The following is a 17964-nucleotide window of genomic DNA, read 5'->3' as shown; positions in this document are numbered from 1 at the left end:
TGGCGCCTGACGATCAGGCGTAGCGCCTGAGTCCGGCGCCCACGATCAGGCGTACTTGCCCGTCAGCCCGCCGTCCACGACCAGCTCGGTGCCGGTGATGTACGACGCATCGTCCGACGCCAGGAACGCCACCGCTTTCGCCACCTCCCAGGGCGTGCCCATGCGGCCCATGGGCACCTGCTTGTCGCGCGCGGCCAGCGCGGCTTGCAGGTTGTCGGGGTCGAACATGCGCGCCACGTTCTGCGCCACGCGCGGGGTGTCGATCAGCCCGGGGATCACGGTATTCACGCGGATGCCGTCACCGGCATATTGCTGCGCCGCCATGCGCGCAAAGTGGATGACGGCAGCCTTGCTGACGCTGTAGGCCAGGTGTGGGTAACCCGTGTACCGGATGCCAGCAATGGACGACACCGTGACGATGGCGCCGCCGCCCTGTTGCCGCATCACGGGCGCCAGCAGGCGCGTGGCAATCAGCAGGCTGGTCACGTTTACCTGCTGGATGCGGTCCCAGTCTTGCAGCGAAATATCTTCCGGCCCGCCCACCTTGCCGATGCCCGCGTTGGCTTGCAGGATATCGATGCGGCCGTAGCGGCGCAGCGCGGCGTCCACCGCCGCCTGCATGGCGTCGGGGTCTGCCACGTCGGCTTGCACGGCCAAGGCGCTGCCGCCAATTTTTTCGACTTCATGGGCGGCGTCTTGCGCGGCCGCCAGGTTCACGTCCAGCGCCACGATGGCGGCGCCTTGCCGCGCCATCGTCACGCAGCTGGCGCGGCCGATGCTCCAGCCGCTGGCGGACGCGCCGGCGCCGGCCACCAGCGCGACCTTGCCCGCCAGCCGGGTATCGGTGCCCTGCGCCGCCGTCATGCCGGTCCTCCGTCCTCTTGCTGATGCGTCTTGCCCTTGCCGACGTAAGGAATGGCGTGGTCGATGGTTTCCCAGATGTAGCGGCCCGATGGGCTTTGCTGTTCTTCGGCCACGTGCGACACCAGGCCGGCCGCGCGCGAGATCACGGCAAAGCCGCGCATCAGGTTCGTGGGTACGCCGATTTCGCTAAGCAACGCGGCCACCGCGCCCGTGGCGTTGATGGTGATGTGCTTGCCATAGGTCTCGTCCACGGCGGCGGCCAGCAGGCGCAACGCGTTCAGCGACGCGCCCTCCAGGTCCGGCTCGGCCTCGGCCAGCGCCAGCAGCTTGATGGAACGCGGGTCGTCGGGCTTGTGCAGATGGTGGCCAAAGCCGGGCAGCGCCTGGCGCTGTTCGCGGAATTCGCGCGCGATGGCCAGCGCTTCGGCACGGCCGTCCGCCGCCTGCTTGATACGGTCCAGCAGGCGCGAGCAATTTTCCATGGTGCCCACGAATTGGCTGCCCACCGCCATCAAGCCGGACGCCACCGCGCCTTGCAGGTTTTCGGGGGCGCTCATGTAGATCAGGCGCGTGGCGATGGCGCTGGGCGTCATGCCGTGTTCCATCAACGTGACCAGCACCGCGTCCACGATGCGCATGTCCACCGGGCGCGCGTCGCGGCCCAGGATCTGCATGATCATGACTTCGGTAAAGGTCTTCTTGCCGATCAGGCCGTCAACCAGATCGACGTCGCGGTACGACATGCCGGTCAGGTGATGGGCGCAAAGGCGGGTTTCAGGTGGGTTCATGGCGTCTCCTTTTGTGCGGCGTCGCGCACGGCATTCTTCAGGACCTTGCCCACGCTGGAGCGCGGCAGGCTGTCGTGGATATGGAATTGCTTGGGCGTGGCGACCGGCCCCAACAGTGCGCGCACATGCGCCTTCAGCGCGTCGGCATCGGCCTGCGCGCCTGGGTGGAACTGCACGGCGGCGTGCACGGCTTCGCCCCATTTGTCGTCGGGCAGGCCGAACACCGAGCATTCGTACACGGCCGGGTGTGACGACAGCGCGTTCTCGACATCGACCGGGTACACGTTGAAGCCGCCGGTGATGATGACGTCGCGCAGCCGGTCTTTCAGAAACAGATAGCCGCGTGCGTCGATCAGGCCCGTGTCGCCGGTATGCAGCCAGCCGTCCACCAGCGTTTCGGCGGTTTTCTCGGGCAGGCGCCAGTAGCCCGTCATCGTCAGGTCGCCCTGCACCACGACTTCGCCGATTTCACCGCGCGGCAACAGCGTGCCGTCGGGCGCCATGATGGCGACGTCGGACAGCCATGTCGCCCGCCCGACCGAGGCCCGGTTGCGCGGATCGTTCAAGTCCGACGGGCGCAGCACGGTGGCGATTTGCGGCGCTTCGGTCTGGCCATAGGTGGTGCCCAGCACGGGGCCGAAGAAGTCGCGCGCGCGGTCTATTTTTTCCGGCGGCATCGGCGCGCCGCCGTAGATCAGGTTGCGAAGCTTGGGAAAGTCGGCGCGCGACACGCCGTCCTGCGCCATGATCATGTAGATCAGCGTGGGCGGCATGAAGCTCAGCGTGCCGCCGCGCTCGCGAAAGGCGGCGGTGATGGTGGCCGGCGTCACGCTGTCCAGCAGCAGGTGCGCGCCGCCGCAGGCCAGTATGGGCAGCATGTAGGTGCCGGTGCCGTGCGTGATGGGCGCGGACACCACGTAGCGGTCCTCGCACGTCAGCTGCCAGCTGGCGATCTGGTTGATGATGCCGGCGTTCCACGCGCGGTACGGTTGCATGACGCCCTTGGGCAGCCCGGTGGTGCCACCGGTGAACTTGATGGCCTGCGTGGCGTCACGGGACAGCGCGTGGCGCGTGGGCTCGTGTCCGGCGTACTGACGCAGCAGCGCGTTCAGGCGCAGGCTTGCACCGGTGCGGGTGCTCGTGTCCTTGCCGCTGCCCGTGGAGGTATCAGCGGCTGTGGCTGTGCCCGTGTCAGCGTTCCCGTCTCCGTCCCGGTCGGCATCGTCGAGATGGATGCGTGCGCCGTCCGCCCACGGCGCCAGCGGGTCGCCGGTGGCGTCCACGATGACGATGGACGGCGTGGTCGCATCCAGGATGCGCCCGATCTCGCGCGCGGTGCTGCGATAGTTAAGCGGGACCCAGATCTTTCCGCTGGCCAGCACGGCCAGCAGCGCCAGGATGTGCCGCGCGGAATTTCCCGCGCACAGGGCCACGCGCGTTTGCGGTTCGGGGTCCAGGTCTTGCAACGCGGCCGCCAGGGCGCGGGTACGGGCAGCCAGTTCGGCGTAGGTCACCGCGCCTTCGGGGCCGTCCAGCGCAATGCGTTCGGGATACTGCTCGGCCGCGCGGAAAAAGAAATCGATCGGGTACACCCTGTGCTCCTGAAAACTAGTTGGCCTTGATGTCGGCCCGTTTGACGACGGCGGCCCATTTGTCGATTTCGCTGTCGATCTTCTTGGCGAAGGTCTCCGGCGTGTTGGGCGTGGTCGGCGCGTAGAAGCCGGCCTGCTTGTAGGACGCCTGCAAGGCGGGGCTGGCCAGTGCCTGGTTCAGCGCTTCGTTCAGGCGCGCGATGACGGGCTGCGGCGTGCCGGCGGGAGCGACCAGGCCAAACCACGATTCCACGTCAAAGCCCGGCAACCCGGATTCAGCCAGCGTGGGCACGTCCGGCGTAGCGGGCAGGCGCTGCGGCGATGTCACGCCAATGGCGCGCAGCTTGCCGGCCTGCACGTGCGGCAACGACGAGGGCAGGTTGTCGAACATGGAATCGACCTGTCCGCCCAACAGGTCGGCCACAGCCGGACCGCTGCCGCGATACGGCACGTGCAGAATGTCGGTGCCCGTTTCCATCTTGAACAGCTCGCAAGACAGGTGGATGGACGAGCCGCTGCCCGACGACGCGCAGGTCAGTTTGCCCGGATGCGCGCGGGCGTAGGCGATGTATTCCTGCACCGTCTTGACCGGCACCTTGGGATTGACCACCAGAATGTTCGGAATGGTCGCGACCAGGCCGACGGGCTTGAAGTCCTTGATGAAGTCGTAGTTCAGCTGGCTATACAGGCTGCGGTTGATCGTGTTGGCGATGGAACCCACGTACAGCGTGTAGCCGTCCGGGGTGGCGCGCGACACGATCTCGGCGCCGATGTTGCTGTTGGCGCCCGTCTTGTTTTCCACGACGAAAGTCTGGCCCAGCGCCTCGGACAGCGACTTGGCCATCAAGCGCGCGACGATATCGGTGGCGCCGCCCGCCGCGTAGCCCACCACCAGCGTGACGGGGCGATCGGGGTAGGGCTTGGCCGCCAGGGCAGGGGCGCCGGCGACCAGCGCGCTGCCCAGGGTCAGCGCAAAGGCGGCCAGCCGCCTTGTGTATGCAGTCTTCATGAATGTCTCCGTCCTGTTTTGTCTAATATTTGGACAGATCTTCGTCTGCCCGTTTTGATATTGGGCTTTGATGCAAGCGTCAGCAACGCAGGGTGTCCAAAATATGAACAAAGCGGAATCGGATTCGGAATCGCAGTCCTCGGGGCCCGTGGTCTTGCGCCGGGGCCTGCGGGTGCTGGGGGTGTTGCGGCAAGCGGGGGCGGGCGGCATGCACGTCACCGACATTGCTCGCGCGGCGGGTATGCAGCGCTCTACCGCGTATCGCTACCTGGAAGTGCTGGTGCAGGAAGGCTATGCCCTGCGCGAGTCCGAGGCGCCGCGCTGGCGTATCGCGGAACTGGGCGTGATGATGGCCGGCGACCCACACGCGCAGGCCGTGCGCGGCTTGCGGCCGGTGCTGCGCCAGATCAGCGACGTGACGGGGGATTCCGCCTTTCTGATTTGCCGCGCGGCAAACGATTCGCTATGCCTGCATCGCGAAGTGGGCAATTACCCGGTGCAGGTATTGGCGGTAACGGTGGGGCACCGCCAGCCGTTGGGCGTGGGCGCGGCCGGCCTGGCGCTGTTGGCGGCATTGCCGCCGGCCGAGGCCGATGAAGTGGTGACGCAAAACGAAAAGGCCTTGCGCGCCTATGGCGGCATGACCGGTGTGCAGATGCGGCGGCTGGTTGAGAACACGCGCGACCGGGGCTGGTCGGTGGTGGGCAACGCGGCGGTGCCCGGCGTGCTGGGCGTTGGCGTCGCCGTGTGCGACGCCAACGGTTATCCGCGTCTGGCGGTCAGCGTATCCAGCCTGATCGACCGGATGCAGGCGCCGCGCCAGCGCAGCATCGCGGAACTGATCCGCGGCCAGCTGGCGCAAGACGACGTCAAGCCGCGGCCGGGGTCGGTGCGCGATACGTTTTCTGGTAGTGCACCGTGAACGTATTGAAGGCGTCCAGCGCCTTTTTGGGGTCGTGGCCCGGCTTGACCAGAAAGCTGCTGAAGCCGACGCGCGCCTGATAGTGGATGGTGTCGATCATCACGTCGCCCACGGCGCGCAGTTCGCCCGTCCAGTGGTATTGCGTGCGCAGCAGCTGCGCCAGCGAATAGCCACGGCCGTCGGTGTAGTTGGGAAAGTCCACGGCGATGAAGGCGATGCCGGCGGGGTCCAGCGTGCCGTCGGGCTCAGCCAGGTCACGCAGGTCGGCGTCGGGTTCCAGCAGCACGGCCACGGGATGCTTGTGGCGGCGCAAGGTGGCGCGCGAGGTTTTCCAGATGGAAAGCGGCACGATCCAGCCGGGTTCGTCCGTGGGCACCTGGCCCTCGGCGGCCACTTCGGGTTCGGGCACGAACGGGCGCGCCGTGTCGGCTTGCAGGCGGCCGTCGCGGATCAGGTGCGGGCCGGGGGCGTCGTGGGCGTAGAGGTCAGGCATGGGCGGGTTCGGCGCTTTGTACGGGTTTGGCGAAGGCGGGATCGGCGTAGACGTCCTGCTTGAAGGGGTCGATGCCGACGCGGTCCACCACGTCGATGAAGCGTTCGGTTTCGCTGTCGCGCAAGCCCAGGTAGGTGCGGATCAGGCGATCGACAACGCCGGGCACCTGGTCGCGTGCGAATGACGGGCCGATGATGCGGCCCACGGCAGCGCCGCCGCCGCGCGTGGATTCCAGGTCGGGCAGGGGCTTGGCGGCGCCGTTCTGGCGGCCACCCAGCGTGACCTGATACCACTCTTCGCCGGCCTTATCGACACCCAGGATGCCGATGTGCCCCACGTGGTGGTGGCCACAGGAATTGATGCAGCCGGAGATGTTCAGGTCCAGTTCGCCGATTTCGAACAGGTAGTCCAGGTCGTCGAATTGGCGTTGGATGGCTTCGGCCACGGGGATGGACACGGCGTTGGCCAGCGCGCAGAAGTCGCCGCCCGGACAGGCGATGATGTTGGTCAACAGGCCGACGTTGGGCGTGGCCAGGTTCAGCGCTTCCAGCTTCTGCCAGAGCTCGTGCAGGCGGGCGCGGCGCACGTCGGCCAGAATCAGGTTCTGTTCGTGCGAGACGCGCAATTCGCCGTAGCCATAGGCATCGGCCAGGTCGGCCACGGCGTCCATCTGGTCGGCGGTGATGTCGCCGGGCGGCACGCCGGTGGGTTTGAGCGAGACGGTGACGGCGGCGTAGCCCGCGACCTTGTGCGCGTGCACGTTGGTGCGCAGCCAGCGCGCAAAGCGCTTGTCGCCGGCGGCCAGCGCGTCGGTGTTGTCGGCATCTTGCGCGGCGGCGGCATCGTATTGCGGCCACACGAAGCGGGCCTTGATGCTGTCCACGAAGTCCTGGGTGATGGTGTCGGGGCCGTCTTTGATCAGTTGCCACTGCTCATCGACCTGCTGCGCATAGACCTCGGGCGTCAGGTCCTTGACCAGGATCTTGATGCGCGCCTTGTACTTGTTGTCGCGGCGGCCGTGCAGGTTATAGACGCGCAGCGCGGCTTGCAGGTAGGTCAGCAGATGCTGCCATTCCACAAACGGGTTGATCAGCTTGCCGACGATGGGCGTGCGGCCCATGCCGCCGCCGACCCACACGCGAAAGCCCAGCGTGCCGTCGCGTTCAACGGCTTGCAGGCCGATGTCGTGCACGCCGACGGCCGCGCGGTCTTGCACGGCGCCGCTGACGGCGATCTTGAACTTGCGCGGCAGGAAGGCGAATTCGGGGTGCAGGGTGGACCACTGGCGGATGATCTCGCACCACACCAACGGGTCGACAAGTTCATCGGGCGCGACGCCGGCGAAGTGGTCGGTGGTGGTGTTGCGGATGCAGTTGCCGCTGGTCTGGATGGCGTGCATCTGTACGGTGGCCAGTTCGGCCAGGATGTCCGGCACGTCTTCCAGCTTCGGCCAGTTGAACTGGATGTTCTGGCGGGTGCTGAAGTGGCCGTAGCCGCGATCCCATTTACGGGCGATGTGCGCCAGCGTGCGCAATTGGCGCGACGCCAGCATGCCGTAGGGAATGGCCACGCGCAGCATGGGGGCGTGGCGTTGGATGTACAGGCCGTTCTGCAGGCGCAGAACGCGGAATTCATCTTCGGTGAGCTGGCCGTCGAGGAAGCGGCGCGTCTGATCGGCAAACTGCGCCACACGCTGCTCGACAAGCTGCTGGTCGACGGGGTCATACACGTACATGTCTACTGCCCTTGTGGTCTTCTCGGTCTATGCCCTGTAGCGTCCGGCGCGCAGCGTCGGAAAAGGGGATTCATAACCGTAACAGCCAGCAGACGGCAGCGTCTAAGTCATTCTCGTAATATGGAAATAAGGCCCCCACGCTTCGCGCCTTCGGCGCTCTCTGCCCCCCAAGGGGGCGTTTCCTCCCTTGGGGCGGCCCTGCGGGAGGAATGAAGGCCCCCACGCTTCGCGCCCTTCGTGCGCTCTCTGCCCCCCAAGGGGGCGTTTCCTCCCTTGGGGCGGCCCTGCGGGAGGAATGACGGCCCCCACGCTTCGCGCCTTCCGCGCTCTCTGCCCCCCAAGGGGGCGTTTCCTCCCTTGGGGCGGCCCTGCGGGAGGAAAGGGTCCCTTCGCGCAGCGCTATTACAAGGCGGCGGTCACTGCCCAGCGCGCGACCAGGACCAGCAGGATCACCAGCACCGCCGCCAGCAGCAGCCCTGTTGCAATCAGCGGGCCGGGTTTGTTGTGGGCGATGTCGGCGTGGTAGCCGCGGCCGCGCCGCACGCCGAAGAAACCCCAGAGCACGGAGCGGACCGTGCGCAGGAAACTAAGCATATGCGCCTCGTGGCGGATGAGGGGAACTGGCACTGTAGGCGCTGGCGGGCGCGCCAAACAGAGGCAGATTCGCGTCAGGCGACCGTATCAGTTGGCGGCGGCGCCGGGGTGCCGATGCCGCGCACGATGTGTTCCAGCAATTCGCGCGCAGCGGGCGAAATGTGGCGGCCGGCGCGGCTCAGCACGTGCAGGCTGCCCTGGTTCAGGATGGGGTTGGCCAGCGGCAGGCTGGCCAGGCGCTGGGCACGCATGTCGGCCGTGACGGCGATGGGCGGCGTCAGCGCGTAGCCGATGCCCGCCGCCGCGAACTGCCACAGCGCCTTGAACGACGACGTCGTCAGCACGTTGCGCAAGCGCACCTGTTCACTGATCTCGGCCGCCTGAATGTGTTGCCGCACCCCAAACCCTTCCTGCATCGACGCCCCGGGGTAATCCGCCAGATCGGTCAGCAGCAGGGGGCGGCCCAGCCGGGTCAGCGGATGGTCCTGCCGGACGATGGCGCGGATAGGCTCGGGCCGCGAATAATGCGTGCGCAGCCGCGCGTCGTTGGGCGGCTGGAACACCAATCCTATATAGGCGCGGTCGTCCACAATGCGCTGCACGATCTCGGACGTGCGCGCGACATCGATGTCCAGCGTGACTTCCGGGTGGCTGCGCCAGTACCCGGGCAGCACGCGGTCGAACATCAGTTCAACGAAGCCTTCGCCCAGCACCAGGTCGATATGGCCGCGCTCGGCTTTGCGCAGGCTGTCGATTTCAGAGAAGAAGCTTTCCTGGATGTTCTGCTGCCGCTTCACATAGCGGGCCAGGATGTGGCCGGCGTCGGTGGGCACCACGCCGCGTCCGCGCCGTTCGAACAGCGCCATGCCGCAGTCGCGTTCCAGCGCGGCGATGGCGCGGCTGACGGCGGACGGGTCCATGTCCAGCACTTCGGCGGCGCCACGCACCGAGCCCCGGCTCATGACCTGCATGAAATAGTGAGTGCGGCGGGCGTCGAGTTTTTCGTCCATGGCGGGTTCCAGGCGGGCGGATGCGGCGGCAGATACACAGTTCCGGTTAAGGGTTTACCCGTATCGAAACCGATGCCGTGCAAAATTTTCCCAGGAAAAGGCCGTGCGTTGCATTTTACGCAACGTTTATGCGCGGGCGGTGTCATGGTTGCCTGAAAGACCCCCGGCGAAAATTCCGCCTGCTGCCGCAGCGCTGCGTTTGCCCGGCACGCGCACAAAATCTACTCACGTTCATCAGGGGAAATCGATGTCTCTCGCCAGCGCCAGTCTGGCCGCGCCTTCCATGTCGCTATCCGCCCGCGTTCGAATGCTTGCCGCCATTTTGTTGGTGGTGGGTATTTCCGAAGCGATCGGCAGCGTCACGTTTTCGGTGGGTCCGGGCAAGATCGTTCTGCAACCGATGCTTTGGGCCATCTTCATCGGCGCTATCGTGGCGGCTTTCGGCCAGCGGCTGCCCGTGGGCGCCGGCATCGACAAGGCCATGCAGACCCGCATCAGCGGCTATCTGCAATACGCCTTGCTGCCCTTCCTGGCCAAGCTGGGCCTGATGGTGGGCGGCGCGTTGCCGCAGGTGCGCGAAGCCGGCTGGGCGCTGGTGTTCCAGGAATTCGGTCACTTCTTCGGCACCATGGCCATCGGCCTGCCGCTGGCGTTGCTGCTGGGCATCAAGCGCGAAGCCATCGGCGCCACGTTCTCGGTGGGCCGCGAGCCCAGCCTGGCCATCATCGGTGAACGCTACGGCATGAATTCGCCCGAAGGCCGTGGCGTGATGGCCGAGTACATCACCGGCACGGTGATCGGCGCGCTGTTCGTCGCCCTGATGGCCGGCTTCATCACCAGCCTGAACATTTTTGATCCGCGCTCGCTCGCCATGGGCGCCGGCGTGGGCTCCGGCAGCATGATGGCCGCGGGCGTGGGCGCCATCGCCTCGCAGCAGACGCCTGAAATGGCGCATCAGGTGGCCGCGCTGGCCGCCGCCGCCAACTTGCTGACGACCGTGGTTGGCGTGTACTTCACGCTGTTCATCTCGCTGCCGACCACCATCTTCCTGTACGGCAAGCTGGAGCCGGTGCTGGGCCGCTGGTCGCGCGGCAAGGCCTCTGAATCGGTTGTGGATGACAGCGTGTCGGAAGACGTGCCGGCGCATAACGCCAAGATGGGTTTTGGCGACCGCCTGACCGCCTATGTCATCTGCGGCCTGTTCGCGCTGGTGGGCAACCGCCTGGGCTACAACGTGCCGTTCATGGACGCCTTGCCGGGCATGGGCATCATCATCCTGCTGGTGGTGCTGACCGACCTGATCCTGCGCGTCGTGCCCAAGCTGCCGGCCGTGTTCGTGCTGTCGCTGATCGCCATGACGGCCGGGTGCCCGGGCGTGCTGCCGTACTCGGACCAGATCATCGCGCTGGTCGGCAAGGTGAATTTCCTGCCGTTCACCACCGTGATCCTGGCCATGGCCGGCCTGTCGATCCTGAAAGACCTGCCGGCGTTTCGCAAGCTTGGCTGGAAGATCGTGGTGGTGTCCCTGGCCGCCAACGCCGGCACCTTCATGGGCGCCACAATGATCGCGGAATTCTTCCACTGATCGATCCGCGCGGGGCGGCGCCGATGGCGCCGCGCTGAACGCGAATGAAAAAGCCGCCTGGCGTTGTCAGGCGGCTTTTTCGTTTCAGGCCAGGCGTGCGGCAGCGCCCGAGCGATAGCGCGCGTTGTCCGTGACGTTTTCCGTCGGCCCGATGTTGACGACCGCCGGCACGGCGACGGCGGCGGCCTTCACGGCCACGGCTGCCTGCAATTCCACTTGCGGGTTGGCCATCGCAACGCGATACGGCTGCAACGGCGTCAGCCCTTCGATGGTGCCCAGATCGTTCGCGTTGCCGGCGCGCTGGGCGACCGGATCCGATTGCGCCGCATAGGCGTCCAGCGCGCGGCGCAAGCGCGCATCGGCGAATTGATCGCGCAGGATATCGGGGTTGAGTACGTCGGCGGCCAACGGCGCCAGCGCCTCGGCGCGCAGGCCGGTGTGGGCAGTGGTGTGGGCAGTGGTGTCGGTACGGGTATTGGCGGCCGGTCGGGTTCGCGCAGCCTCGGAGGCCTCGCGCGCGCGAGCAAGGCGTTGCGCTTCCCAGGCGGCCTGGGCCTGCTTGGTGCGCTGGGCTTCGCGCAGGGCAGCCTCCCGCACGGCGGCTTCCCGCGCCAGGCGCTCGGCTTCAAACGTGGGTCGGGTGTCGTCCACCAGCGGCACGCGCGCCGGATAGGGCGCGGCAACACGGGTAATGGGCGAAATCGCAGAGACGTTCATGGTTGCTCCCTGTGCAAGTCGACAAGACCCGAATCGTCGGGTCTGCCGGGGGCTGACATGGGGAAAATTTACCGCGTTGCGGGCGCGGCGTCGTGTCAGCCCGTCGCACTAGGAGTCAAGGCGTAACCGCGTCAGACGGGCGGCAGGGTCGCCTGCATGGAGGGGCGTGCGTTAAAGGTCTTGAACCAGGCGGCAACGCCGGGGTGCGTGGCGCGCCAGTCGTAATCGCCGAAGCGGAAGTCCAGATAGCCCAGGGCGCAGCCGATGGCGATCGTGCCGATGTCCATGCGGCCGTCCAGGCGGACCACGTCTTTTTCCAGCTGAGCCAGGGCGTCGTGCGCCTTGCTCAGTTGGCCGTCGACCCAGTCGGTCCAGCGCAGGGCTTCGGGGCGCAGCGCCACTTCATAGCGCGCCAGCAACGCGGCGTCCATGACGCCATCGCCCAAGGCCTGGTCGGCCAGTGCCTGCCAGCGCGCGGGGCCGTTCGCGGGGAACAGCGTGCCGCCGCCCAGGTCGTTCAGGAATTCGCAGATGACGCGGCTGTCGTACAGCACCTGGCCGTCGTCCGTGATCAAGGTGGGCACCTTGCCCAGCGGGTTGCTCGGGATGATGCTTTTGTCGCGGGCGACGGGGCCGGCGGCGCTGGGCAGTTTCTCGATGCGGTCGGTCAGGGCCAGTTCGTGCGCAATGACCATGCATTTGCGCACGAAAGGCGAAGCCGGCGAGAAGAACAATTTCATATCGGTCCTTGGGGTTGCGTAACGTCTTTGAAGAAAGCGAAAAGCAGCCGCAAGCGTACCGGATATGAGGCTTATTCGGTGATGCCGGTTTCCAGGCAGGGATTGAATTCGCCGGTTTCCGGATCGCGCAGGAACAGCACGCCGGTGGCCACGCCGAAGTACGTGCCGTGCAGCTCCAGCTCGCCCTTTTCAACACGGCGGCGAATCGACGGGAACGTCATCAGGTTGTTCAGGCTGTGTTCGACCACGGCCAGTTCCAGGCGCTTGAGCTTGGTCTGGCGGTCGCCGCTGCCCGGGCCCAGGCGTTCGGCCACGGGTTCAATCTGCGACATCCATTTGCCGATGAAGTCCCCCTTGGACAACGGCTTGGCGTCGTCGAAGAATGAACGGATGCCGCCGCAGGACGCGTGGCCCAGCACGACGATGTGCTTGACGTTCAGGCCGTTGACCGCGAATTCGATCGCGGCGCTGGTGCCGTGATAGGACGATTCCGAATCCGGCTCACAGGGCGGAACCAGGTTGGCCACGTTGCGCACGACGAACATCTCGCCGGGGCCGGCGTCAAAGATCACTTCGGGCGACACGCGGGAATCGCAGCAGCCAATAAGAAGAATTTCCGGGCTTTGCCCGAGTTCAGCCAGCTTCTGATAACGGCTGCTTTCCGAGTGGAAACGGCCGTCCAGGAACGATTGATAGCCTTCGGTGAGTCTTTTGGGGAACATGATGGTCGCTTCCTAGAAACAGGGCCAGGCTTGCTGGCACGCCGACAGACGCAATAAGGGGCTTCGTATGGAAGCCCCTGTTATCGAGTCGGCAAGCGGAATTTTCCCATATTTGTCCCTACAACCCCCTGTCTAAACCCTGATTCGATCAGGGTTTTTTGAGGTCGTCTCCGTCATCGGCTATTGCGCCCGCACATCCAGTACCGTGACCTTGGTGAATTTCAGCGGCGTCATCGCTTTGACCAGGCGGATCTGCCCTGGGGGAATCGGGCCGATCACGTCGTCATTCACCCGGCCCACCTCGCGCCCTTGCGCGTCGTACAGCACATACGTCAGCACCGCGCTGGACACCGGCCGGCCGGACAGGTTGGCCAGCGAACCCGTGATGGTGGACATGTTCATATTGGTGTCGCGCACCGCCTGCACGTTGCCCAGCGTGACGCCGTACGTCAGGCTTTGCGCGCCCGCGGCGCCGGACAGGCCGGCAAGCAAAAGAACAAAGGCATGGGCAAGTTTCATGGCGGTCTCCTGGTGTGCCGGCGTAGGGGGCGCTTGACTGTCCGCGCTGCCGTTTGCGCCGTCCGCGCTTCTAGCGGACAGGGCTATCTCACTCCATTCCCAGGCCAGGCACAACGGGTCAAAAGGATGAATCGGTAACAGGTTGCGTGGGTTGTTCCGATATTCGTCGCTTACTGACAAGGATGCGTCGGAATGTCTCCAAATTGAGATCTTTCGGCCTTGTCTTTTCCTAACTTTTCGATGCTTGCCGTGTGTGGCCGTTTGTTCGATGATGGCGGGGCCGGCACGTGGCCGGCCGCTCGTCCGGGTGCGCGCATCCACGCAAACGGGCGCCTAACGCAAGGGAGAAACTCATGCTTTCCCGTACTAGCCAGTTGGCCTCGGCCATCGTGTTGTCCGCATGTTTTTTCGGGGCCTACGCCCAGACCCCCGCCGCGCCCGCGCCCGCCAAGACGCCCACGCCGCAACAGCAACGCATGGCCGACTGCAACAAGTCCGCCACCGGTAAAACGGGCGATGACCGCAAGGCCTACATGAGCAGCTGCCTGAAGGGCGAAGCCCCCGGGGCCGAAAAGAAGCTGACGCCGCAGCAACAAAAAATGAAGGACTGCAACGCCAAGGCCGGCGATCAGAAGCTGACGGGCGATGCGCGTAAAACCTTCATGAGCACCTGCCTGAAGGGTTGAAAACGCTTGCACGAATAAAAAAAGCGCCAGGCTCTCGTCTGGCGCTTTTTTTTGCGTGGCCGTTGGCCGCGCCGATTGCCGTGGACTTACACCGTCGCAATCGGCGTGACCGGCGACCCGATCGCATGCGGCAGGCGCAGCGGCGGGGCGGTCAGCATGAAGTGATGGCGGCCGTTGGCATGGAGAAAGTCCGCCAGGTCTTTCAAATACCAAAGCTCCGCCAAGGGCAGGCCTAGCTTGAACAGGCAGTGATGGTGCAGCGGCAGCATGGCGCGCGGGCCGGTCTTTTCCCGCGCGGGATAGGCCTCAACCGCGTAGTTGTCGGCGCAGATCGCGGCGATGCCGCTGTCCGTGATCCATTGCAGCAAGGCCGTGTCGGTGCCGTCCAGCGCGGCGCCGTAGGTGTGCAGCACTTGCGGGTCCGGCGTGCCGTTCATGGCCACGACCGCCTCGGCGTAACCGGTGCGCAGCACCAGCATGTCGCCGCGTTCAACCGTGATGCCATCCGTGTTCAGCACATGCATCAGTTCGGCATGGCCGATCAGCGTGCGGCCCGAGCCGTAGTGTCGGAACAGGTCCACCAGCACGCCGCGCCCCTGCATGCCTTTTTGCGCCAGGTTTTCCACGCCCAGCTTCAACGCGGCGGACGGGCCGCCGGTTGAGCAAGCGCAGCCGGTATGTTCGCTATCGGCCGGGCCGACCACGTCCACGCCCGCCTGAAAGCCGTTGTAATAGCGCAGTTCCGGCGTGCCGTCGCCATCGGCGTCAAACAGCGCGCCCACGTGCGCCAGCGCGTCCCACTGCGTGGAATATTGCATCGACAGCAGCACCTGGTCGTCGCTAAGCACGTCCACCGCGTCCGGATTGACGTTACGCAGCGGAAAGTTCAGGTACGGCGTGTCGGCCAGCCGCGTCGGGCTCAGTTGCGGCGGGTGGCGGCGCGGGTTCAGCACGTTGCCGCCGGGCAGGTCCAGCGGCAACGACAGGCAGAACGTCTTGCCCGCGCGGATCTCGCGCGCGCCCTTAAGCACTTGTTCTTCGGTAATGAGATTCAAACGGCCCAGTTGGTCGTCGGGTCCGAAGTCGCCCCAGTTGGAGCCTTCGGGCCGATGTTTCCAGCGCTGCATGCGGTTACTCCGTCAGGAAGTCGACGACCGCGCGGGTGAAGGCTTCCGGTTGCTCCCAGTTCGAAATATGGGAGGTGTTCAATTCGACATAGCGCGCGCCGGCGATGGCGGCGGCCAGTTCCCGGCCTTGCACGGGTGTGGCGGCCATATCGTGCGAGCTGCTGATGACCAGCGTGGGCGCGGTGATGGCCGACACTTGATCGCGGTAGTCGGCGTCGCGCAGCGCGGCGCAGTTGGCCGAATAGCCGGCGTCCGGCGTGCGGCGCAGCATGTCGATCAGCACTTGCGTCAGGCCCGGTTCGGCGGCGCGGTAGCCGTCGGTCAACCAGCGTTCGACCAGCGTGGGCGCCATTTTTTCCAGCGTCTGCTCGGCCACGGCGGCGATGCGCGTGCTCCAGCCTTCCGCTGATCCGATGCGGGCGGCGGTGTTGCACAGGATCAGCTTGCCGATCCGTTCCGGGTGCGCCAGCGCCAGCGCGATGCCGGTGGGGCCGCCCATCGACAGGCCGCAAAAGTGCGCGCGCTTGATGTTCAGGTGCGCCAGCAGTTCGGCAACGTCGCCGGCAAGCTCTGCAAAGGTGTATTCGCCATCGGGTACCGACGACTTGCCATGGCCGCGCGTGTCGTAGCGCAGCACGCGGAAATGCTGGGTCAGTTCGGGAATCTGGCGCGCCCACATGTCGGAGCAGGTGCCCAACGAATTGGAAAGCACAAGCACCGGTGCGTCGGCGGGGCCATCGATGACGTAGAACAGCCGGGCCTGGCTGAGATCGGCGTAAGCCATGTGGGAAGTCCTCGGATGAAAACGCGGCCGCGCAAAAGGCGGCCGCGACAGGATTACAGGTGGCAGGTGCCGTCGACGTAGGCTTTGCGCCAGCGCGTGATGGTCACGCGGTCGAATAGATTGGCTTGCGAAAACGGGTCGGCGTCGATGAACTGTTGCGCGGCTTCGCGCGTGTCCAGGTCAACGATGTACAGGCCGCCGCCGGCGTCCTTGCCGTCGTCTTGCAGCTTGGCGCCGCACGCCAGCAGCAGCTGCTTGTTGGCGTCCAGGTATTCCAGGTGCGCCGCGCGATGTTGCTGGCGCACTTCCTGGTGGTTGGGCTTGTCGAACGTTTCGATGATGTAGGGCATGAAGTGCTCCTGTCAGATCGCCGAGGGATGGCGCGCCAGCGCCGTGACGTTGATGTCCATGTACGGAAACAGCGGCAGCGACGCCAGCAGCGTGTGCAGCTCGTCATTGCTTTCGACGTCGAAAATGCTCACGTTGGCGTAGCGGCCCACCACGCGCCACAGCTCTTTCCACTTGCCGTCGCGTTGCAGTTGTTGGGCCAGGGCCTTTTCGTCCGCCTTGAGCTTGTCGGCGCGTTCGGCCGGCATGTCGACGGGAAGATTGACTTGCATTTGAACCATGAACAGCATGATGGGGGCTCCTGATTAGCGGGAAAACTTCAACGGCAGGCCGGTCAATGCCAGCAGCTCGTCAGCGGTGACATCGCCGAACATGTCGGTCACGGTGACGCCGTCGGCGCGGATGTCGAACACCGCCACGTCCGTGTACACGCGCGACACGCAGCGCACGCCCGTCAGCGGATACGTGCACGCCTCGACCAGCTTGCTTTGGCCTTCGCGCGTTTGCAGTTCCATCATCACGAAGACGTCTTTGGCGCCGATGGCCAGGTCCATCGCGCCGCCCACGGCGGGGATGGCGTCGGGCGCGCCGGTGTGCCAGTTGGCCAGGTCGCCGTGCTGCGACACCTGGAAGGCGCCCAGCACGCAGATGTCCAGGTGGCCGCCGCGCATCATCGCGAACGAGTCGGCGTGATGGAAGAACGAGCAGCCGGGCAGTTCGGTCACGGGCTGCTTGCCGGCGTTGATCAGGTCGTAGTCTTCCTGGCCCTTGGCGGGCGCGGGGCCCATGCCCAGCATGCCGTTTTCGGTATGCAGGATGACTTCGCGGTCAGCCGGCAGGTGGTTGGCCACCAGCGTGGGCAAGCCGATGCCCAGGTTGACGTAGGCGCCTTCGGGGATGTCCTGCGCGACGCGGGCGGCGATCTGGTCGCGGGTCAGTTTGGTGCTCATTGCTGCTCCTTGGCGGCCGGGGCGGCGTCGATCTGCACGACGCGCTGCACGAAGATGCCGGGGGTGACGACGGTTTCGGGGTCCAGCGTGCCCAGTTCAACCACTTCGCGCACCTGCGCCACGGCCACGCGCGCGGCGCTTGCCATGATGGGGCCGAAGTTGCGGGCGGTCTTGCGGTAGACCAGGTTGCCCCAGCGGTCACCGCGTTCGGCCTTGATCAGCGCGTAGTCGGCGTGCAGCGGATATTCCAGCACGTAGTGGCGGCCGTTGATCTCGCGCACTTCCTTGCCATCGGCCAGCGGGGTGCCGTAGCCGGTGGGCGAAAAGAACGCGCCGATGCCGGCGCCGGCGGCGCGGATGCGCTCGGCCAGGTTGCCCTGGGGCACCAGTTCCAGTTCGATCTTGCCGCTGCGGTACAGGCCGTCGAAAATCTGCGAATCGACCTGGCGCGGGAACGAGCAGATGATCTTGCGCACGCGGTTCGCGCCCAAGAGGGCGGCAAGGCCGGTGGTGCCGTTACCGGCGTTGTTGTTGATGATGACCAGGTCTTTGGCGCCCTGTTCGAGCAGGGCGTCGATCAATTCCATGGGCTGGCCGGCAGTGCCGAAGCCGCCGATCATGACGGTGGCGCCGTCGGGTACGTCCGCCAGGGCGGCCGCCGCGCTTGCAACAAGCTTAGAGATCATGATGTTCGCTCATAGGTGGCGTGTCATAATTTGTTCTTCACTAGAACTTTCGTTCTTCTGAAGAACATCGTTTCATGGGGACCGCACAGCGTC

Annotated in this window: 21 protein-coding genes; 3 read left to right on the top strand and 18 right to left on the bottom strand. The window is 65.8% G+C overall.

The genetic code is table 11. From position 1 onward, the window contains the following. Positions 1 to 45 precede the first annotated feature (45 nt). Genes YH64_RS04730 through YH64_RS04715 form a run of 4 tightly spaced genes read right to left on the bottom strand, consistent with a single transcriptional unit; the run spans position 46 to position 4253 of the window. Positions 46 to 864: an SDR family NAD(P)-dependent oxidoreductase gene (locus YH64_RS04730; protein ID WP_046803243.1), complete on the bottom strand. Its 819-nt coding sequence runs from the start codon at positions 862 to 864 to the stop codon at positions 46 to 48. Then, positions 861 to 1652, bottom strand: coding sequence for a citryl-CoA lyase (locus YH64_RS04725; protein WP_046803244.1), 792 nt, complete (start codon positions 1650 to 1652; stop codon positions 861 to 863). The genes YH64_RS04730 and YH64_RS04725 overlap by 4 nt, the downstream gene beginning before the upstream one ends. Beyond that, positions 1649 to 3244: a class I adenylate-forming enzyme family protein gene (locus YH64_RS04720; RefSeq protein WP_046803245.1), complete on the bottom strand. Its 1596-nt coding sequence runs from the start codon at positions 3242 to 3244 to the stop codon at positions 1649 to 1651. Before YH64_RS04720 ends, YH64_RS04725 begins: the two co-directional genes overlap by 4 nt. 16 nt (positions 3245 to 3260) lie before the next feature. Then, on the bottom strand, positions 3261 to 4253 hold the full coding sequence (locus YH64_RS04715) for a tripartite tricarboxylate transporter substrate binding protein (RefSeq protein ID WP_046803246.1): 993 nt from the start codon (positions 4251 to 4253) through the stop codon (positions 3261 to 3263). 103 nt (positions 4254 to 4356) lie between these two features. Between YH64_RS04715 and YH64_RS04710 the strand changes: the two genes are divergently transcribed. Then, positions 4357 to 5175, top strand: a complete 819-nt coding sequence (locus YH64_RS04710; RefSeq protein WP_046803247.1) for an IclR family transcriptional regulator — start codon at positions 4357 to 4359, stop codon at positions 5173 to 5175. On the opposite strand, the gene YH64_RS04705 is transcribed toward YH64_RS04710, so the two are convergent. The 4 genes from YH64_RS04705 to YH64_RS04690 form a co-directional block, all read right to left on the bottom strand. Next, complete coding sequence (locus YH64_RS04705) at positions 5123 to 5668, bottom strand: DUF934 domain-containing protein (protein WP_046803248.1); 546 nt, start codon at positions 5666 to 5668, stop codon at positions 5123 to 5125. The genes YH64_RS04710 and YH64_RS04705 overlap by 53 nt on opposite strands. After that, a complete protein-coding gene (locus YH64_RS04700; protein ID WP_046803249.1) occupies positions 5661 to 7403 on the bottom strand; it encodes a nitrite/sulfite reductase in 1743 nt (580 codons plus the stop codon). The genes YH64_RS04705 and YH64_RS04700 overlap by 8 nt, the downstream gene beginning before the upstream one ends. A 402-nt stretch (positions 7404 to 7805) precedes the next feature. Beyond that, positions 7806 to 7997 (bottom strand): DUF2970 domain-containing protein, encoded by a 192-nt coding sequence (locus YH64_RS04695; RefSeq protein WP_046803250.1) that lies wholly within the window; start codon positions 7995 to 7997, stop codon positions 7806 to 7808. A gap of 74 nt (positions 7998 to 8071) precedes the next feature. After that, complete coding sequence (locus YH64_RS04690; protein ID WP_046803251.1) at positions 8072 to 9007, bottom strand: LysR family transcriptional regulator; 936 nt, start codon at positions 9005 to 9007, stop codon at positions 8072 to 8074. A 247-nt stretch (positions 9008 to 9254) separates the two neighbouring features. Between YH64_RS04690 and YH64_RS04685 the strand changes: the two genes are divergently transcribed. Continuing rightward, a complete protein-coding gene (locus YH64_RS04685; RefSeq protein WP_046803252.1) occupies positions 9255 to 10592 on the top strand; it encodes a DUF3100 domain-containing protein in 1338 nt (445 codons plus the stop codon). Between the two features lie 84 nt (positions 10593 to 10676). Here YH64_RS04685 and YH64_RS04680 read toward each other — a convergent pair whose 3' ends face one another. The 4 genes from YH64_RS04680 to YH64_RS04665 form a co-directional block, all read right to left on the bottom strand. Beyond that, positions 10677 to 11309, bottom strand: coding sequence for a hypothetical protein (locus YH64_RS04680; RefSeq protein ID WP_046803253.1), 633 nt, complete (start codon positions 11307 to 11309; stop codon positions 10677 to 10679). A 131-nt stretch (positions 11310 to 11440) separates the two neighbouring features. Continuing rightward, on the bottom strand, positions 11441 to 12049 hold the full coding sequence (locus YH64_RS04675) for a glutathione S-transferase (RefSeq protein WP_046803254.1): 609 nt from the start codon (positions 12047 to 12049) through the stop codon (positions 11441 to 11443). Between the two features lie 71 nt (positions 12050 to 12120). Next, positions 12121 to 12771, bottom strand: a complete 651-nt coding sequence (locus YH64_RS04670; protein ID WP_046803255.1) for a carbonic anhydrase — start codon at positions 12769 to 12771, stop codon at positions 12121 to 12123. Positions 12772 to 12951: 180 nt separating this feature from the next. After that, positions 12952 to 13290, bottom strand: coding sequence for an FxLYD domain-containing protein (locus YH64_RS04665; protein WP_046803256.1), 339 nt, complete (start codon positions 13288 to 13290; stop codon positions 12952 to 12954). Between the two features lie 353 nt (positions 13291 to 13643). On the opposite strand from YH64_RS04665, the gene YH64_RS04660 reads away from it, so the two are divergent. Continuing rightward, on the top strand, positions 13644 to 13976 hold the full coding sequence (locus YH64_RS04660; protein WP_046803257.1) for a PsiF family protein: 333 nt from the start codon (positions 13644 to 13646) through the stop codon (positions 13974 to 13976). An 86-nt stretch (positions 13977 to 14062) separates the two neighbouring features. On the opposite strand, the gene YH64_RS04655 is transcribed toward YH64_RS04660, so the two are convergent. From YH64_RS04655 to YH64_RS04630, 6 genes are read right to left on the bottom strand one after another with little or no spacing between them, the layout of a single operon-like run. Next, positions 14063 to 15103: a cyclase family protein gene (locus YH64_RS04655; RefSeq protein WP_046803258.1), complete on the bottom strand. Its 1041-nt coding sequence runs from the start codon at positions 15101 to 15103 to the stop codon at positions 14063 to 14065. Positions 15104 to 15107: 4 nt separating this feature from the next. Beyond that, entirely contained in the window at positions 15108 to 15887 is a 780-nt protein-coding gene (pcaD, locus tag YH64_RS04650; RefSeq protein WP_046803259.1) for a 3-oxoadipate enol-lactonase, read from the bottom strand. 53 nt (positions 15888 to 15940) lie between these two features. Beyond that, the gene (locus YH64_RS04645; RefSeq protein WP_006216052.1) at positions 15941 to 16237 is read right to left on the bottom strand and encodes a YciI family protein; all 297 of its coding nucleotides are present in this window, start codon (positions 16235 to 16237) and stop codon (positions 15941 to 15943) included. A 12-nt stretch (positions 16238 to 16249) separates the two neighbouring features. After that, on the bottom strand, positions 16250 to 16525 hold the full coding sequence (gene catC / locus YH64_RS04640; RefSeq protein ID WP_006227165.1) for a muconolactone Delta-isomerase: 276 nt from the start codon (positions 16523 to 16525) through the stop codon (positions 16250 to 16252). Between the two features lie 15 nt (positions 16526 to 16540). Then, on the bottom strand, positions 16541 to 17185 hold the full coding sequence (locus YH64_RS04635) for a 3-oxoacid CoA-transferase subunit B (RefSeq protein ID WP_046803260.1): 645 nt from the start codon (positions 17183 to 17185) through the stop codon (positions 16541 to 16543). Then, on the bottom strand, positions 17182 to 17871 hold the full coding sequence (locus YH64_RS04630) for a 3-oxoacid CoA-transferase subunit A (RefSeq protein ID WP_046803261.1): 690 nt from the start codon (positions 17869 to 17871) through the stop codon (positions 17182 to 17184). Before YH64_RS04630 ends, YH64_RS04635 begins: the two co-directional genes overlap by 4 nt. Positions 17872 to 17964: the final 93 nt, after the last annotated feature.

The organism is Achromobacter sp. LC458 (assembly GCF_001005835.2).
Lineage (GTDB): Bacteria > Pseudomonadota > Gammaproteobacteria > Burkholderiales > Burkholderiaceae_B > Achromobacter > Achromobacter spanius_B.
This window is presented reverse-complemented; position numbering and strand designations above follow the sequence as displayed.

Bases quoted from the DNA above. Each gene is read 5' to 3' on its own strand.
- YH64_RS04730 (WP_046803243.1), bottom strand. From the start codon at position 864: ATGACGGCGGCGCAGGGCACCGATACCCGGCTGGCGGGCAAGGTCGCG.
- YH64_RS04725 (WP_046803244.1), bottom strand. From the start codon at position 1,652: ATGAACCCACCTGAAACCCGCCTTTGCGCCCATCACCTGACCGGCATG.
- YH64_RS04715 (WP_046803246.1), bottom strand. From the start codon at position 4,253: ATGAAGACTGCATACACAAGGCGGCTGGCCGCCTTTGCGCTGACCCTG.
- YH64_RS04710 (WP_046803247.1), top strand. From the start codon at position 4,357: ATGAACAAAGCGGAATCGGATTCGGAATCGCAGTCCTCGGGGCCCGTG.
- YH64_RS04705 (WP_046803248.1), bottom strand. From the start codon at position 5,668: ATGCCTGACCTCTACGCCCACGACGCCCCCGGCCCGCACCTGATCCGC.
- YH64_RS04700 (WP_046803249.1), bottom strand. From the start codon at position 7,403: ATGTACGTGTATGACCCCGTCGACCAGCAGCTTGTCGAGCAGCGTGTG.
- YH64_RS04695 (WP_046803250.1), bottom strand. From the start codon at position 7,997: ATGCTTAGTTTCCTGCGCACGGTCCGCTCCGTGCTCTGGGGTTTCTTC.
- YH64_RS04690 (WP_046803251.1), bottom strand. From the start codon at position 9,007: ATGGACGAAAAACTCGACGCCCGCCGCACTCACTATTTCATGCAGGTC.
- YH64_RS04685 (WP_046803252.1), top strand. From the start codon at position 9,255: ATGTCTCTCGCCAGCGCCAGTCTGGCCGCGCCTTCCATGTCGCTATCC.
- YH64_RS04680 (WP_046803253.1), bottom strand. From the start codon at position 11,309: ATGAACGTCTCTGCGATTTCGCCCATTACCCGTGTTGCCGCGCCCTAT.
- YH64_RS04675 (WP_046803254.1), bottom strand. From the start codon at position 12,049: ATGAAATTGTTCTTCTCGCCGGCTTCGCCTTTCGTGCGCAAATGCATG.
- YH64_RS04670 (WP_046803255.1), bottom strand. From the start codon at position 12,771: ATGTTCCCCAAAAGACTCACCGAAGGCTATCAATCGTTCCTGGACGGC.
- YH64_RS04665 (WP_046803256.1), bottom strand. From the start codon at position 13,290: ATGAAACTTGCCCATGCCTTTGTTCTTTTGCTTGCCGGCCTGTCCGGC.
- YH64_RS04660 (WP_046803257.1), top strand. From the start codon at position 13,644: ATGCTTTCCCGTACTAGCCAGTTGGCCTCGGCCATCGTGTTGTCCGCA.
- YH64_RS04655 (WP_046803258.1), bottom strand. From the start codon at position 15,103: ATGCAGCGCTGGAAACATCGGCCCGAAGGCTCCAACTGGGGCGACTTC.
- pcaD (WP_046803259.1), bottom strand. From the start codon at position 15,887: ATGGCTTACGCCGATCTCAGCCAGGCCCGGCTGTTCTACGTCATCGAT.
- YH64_RS04645 (WP_006216052.1), bottom strand. From the start codon at position 16,237: ATGCCCTACATCATCGAAACGTTCGACAAGCCCAACCACCAGGAAGTG.
- catC (WP_006227165.1), bottom strand. From the start codon at position 16,525: ATGCTGTTCATGGTTCAAATGCAAGTCAATCTTCCCGTCGACATGCCG.
- YH64_RS04635 (WP_046803260.1), bottom strand. From the start codon at position 17,185: ATGAGCACCAAACTGACCCGCGACCAGATCGCCGCCCGCGTCGCGCAG.
- YH64_RS04630 (WP_046803261.1), bottom strand. From the start codon at position 17,871: ATGATCTCTAAGCTTGTTGCAAGCGCGGCGGCCGCCCTGGCGGACGTA.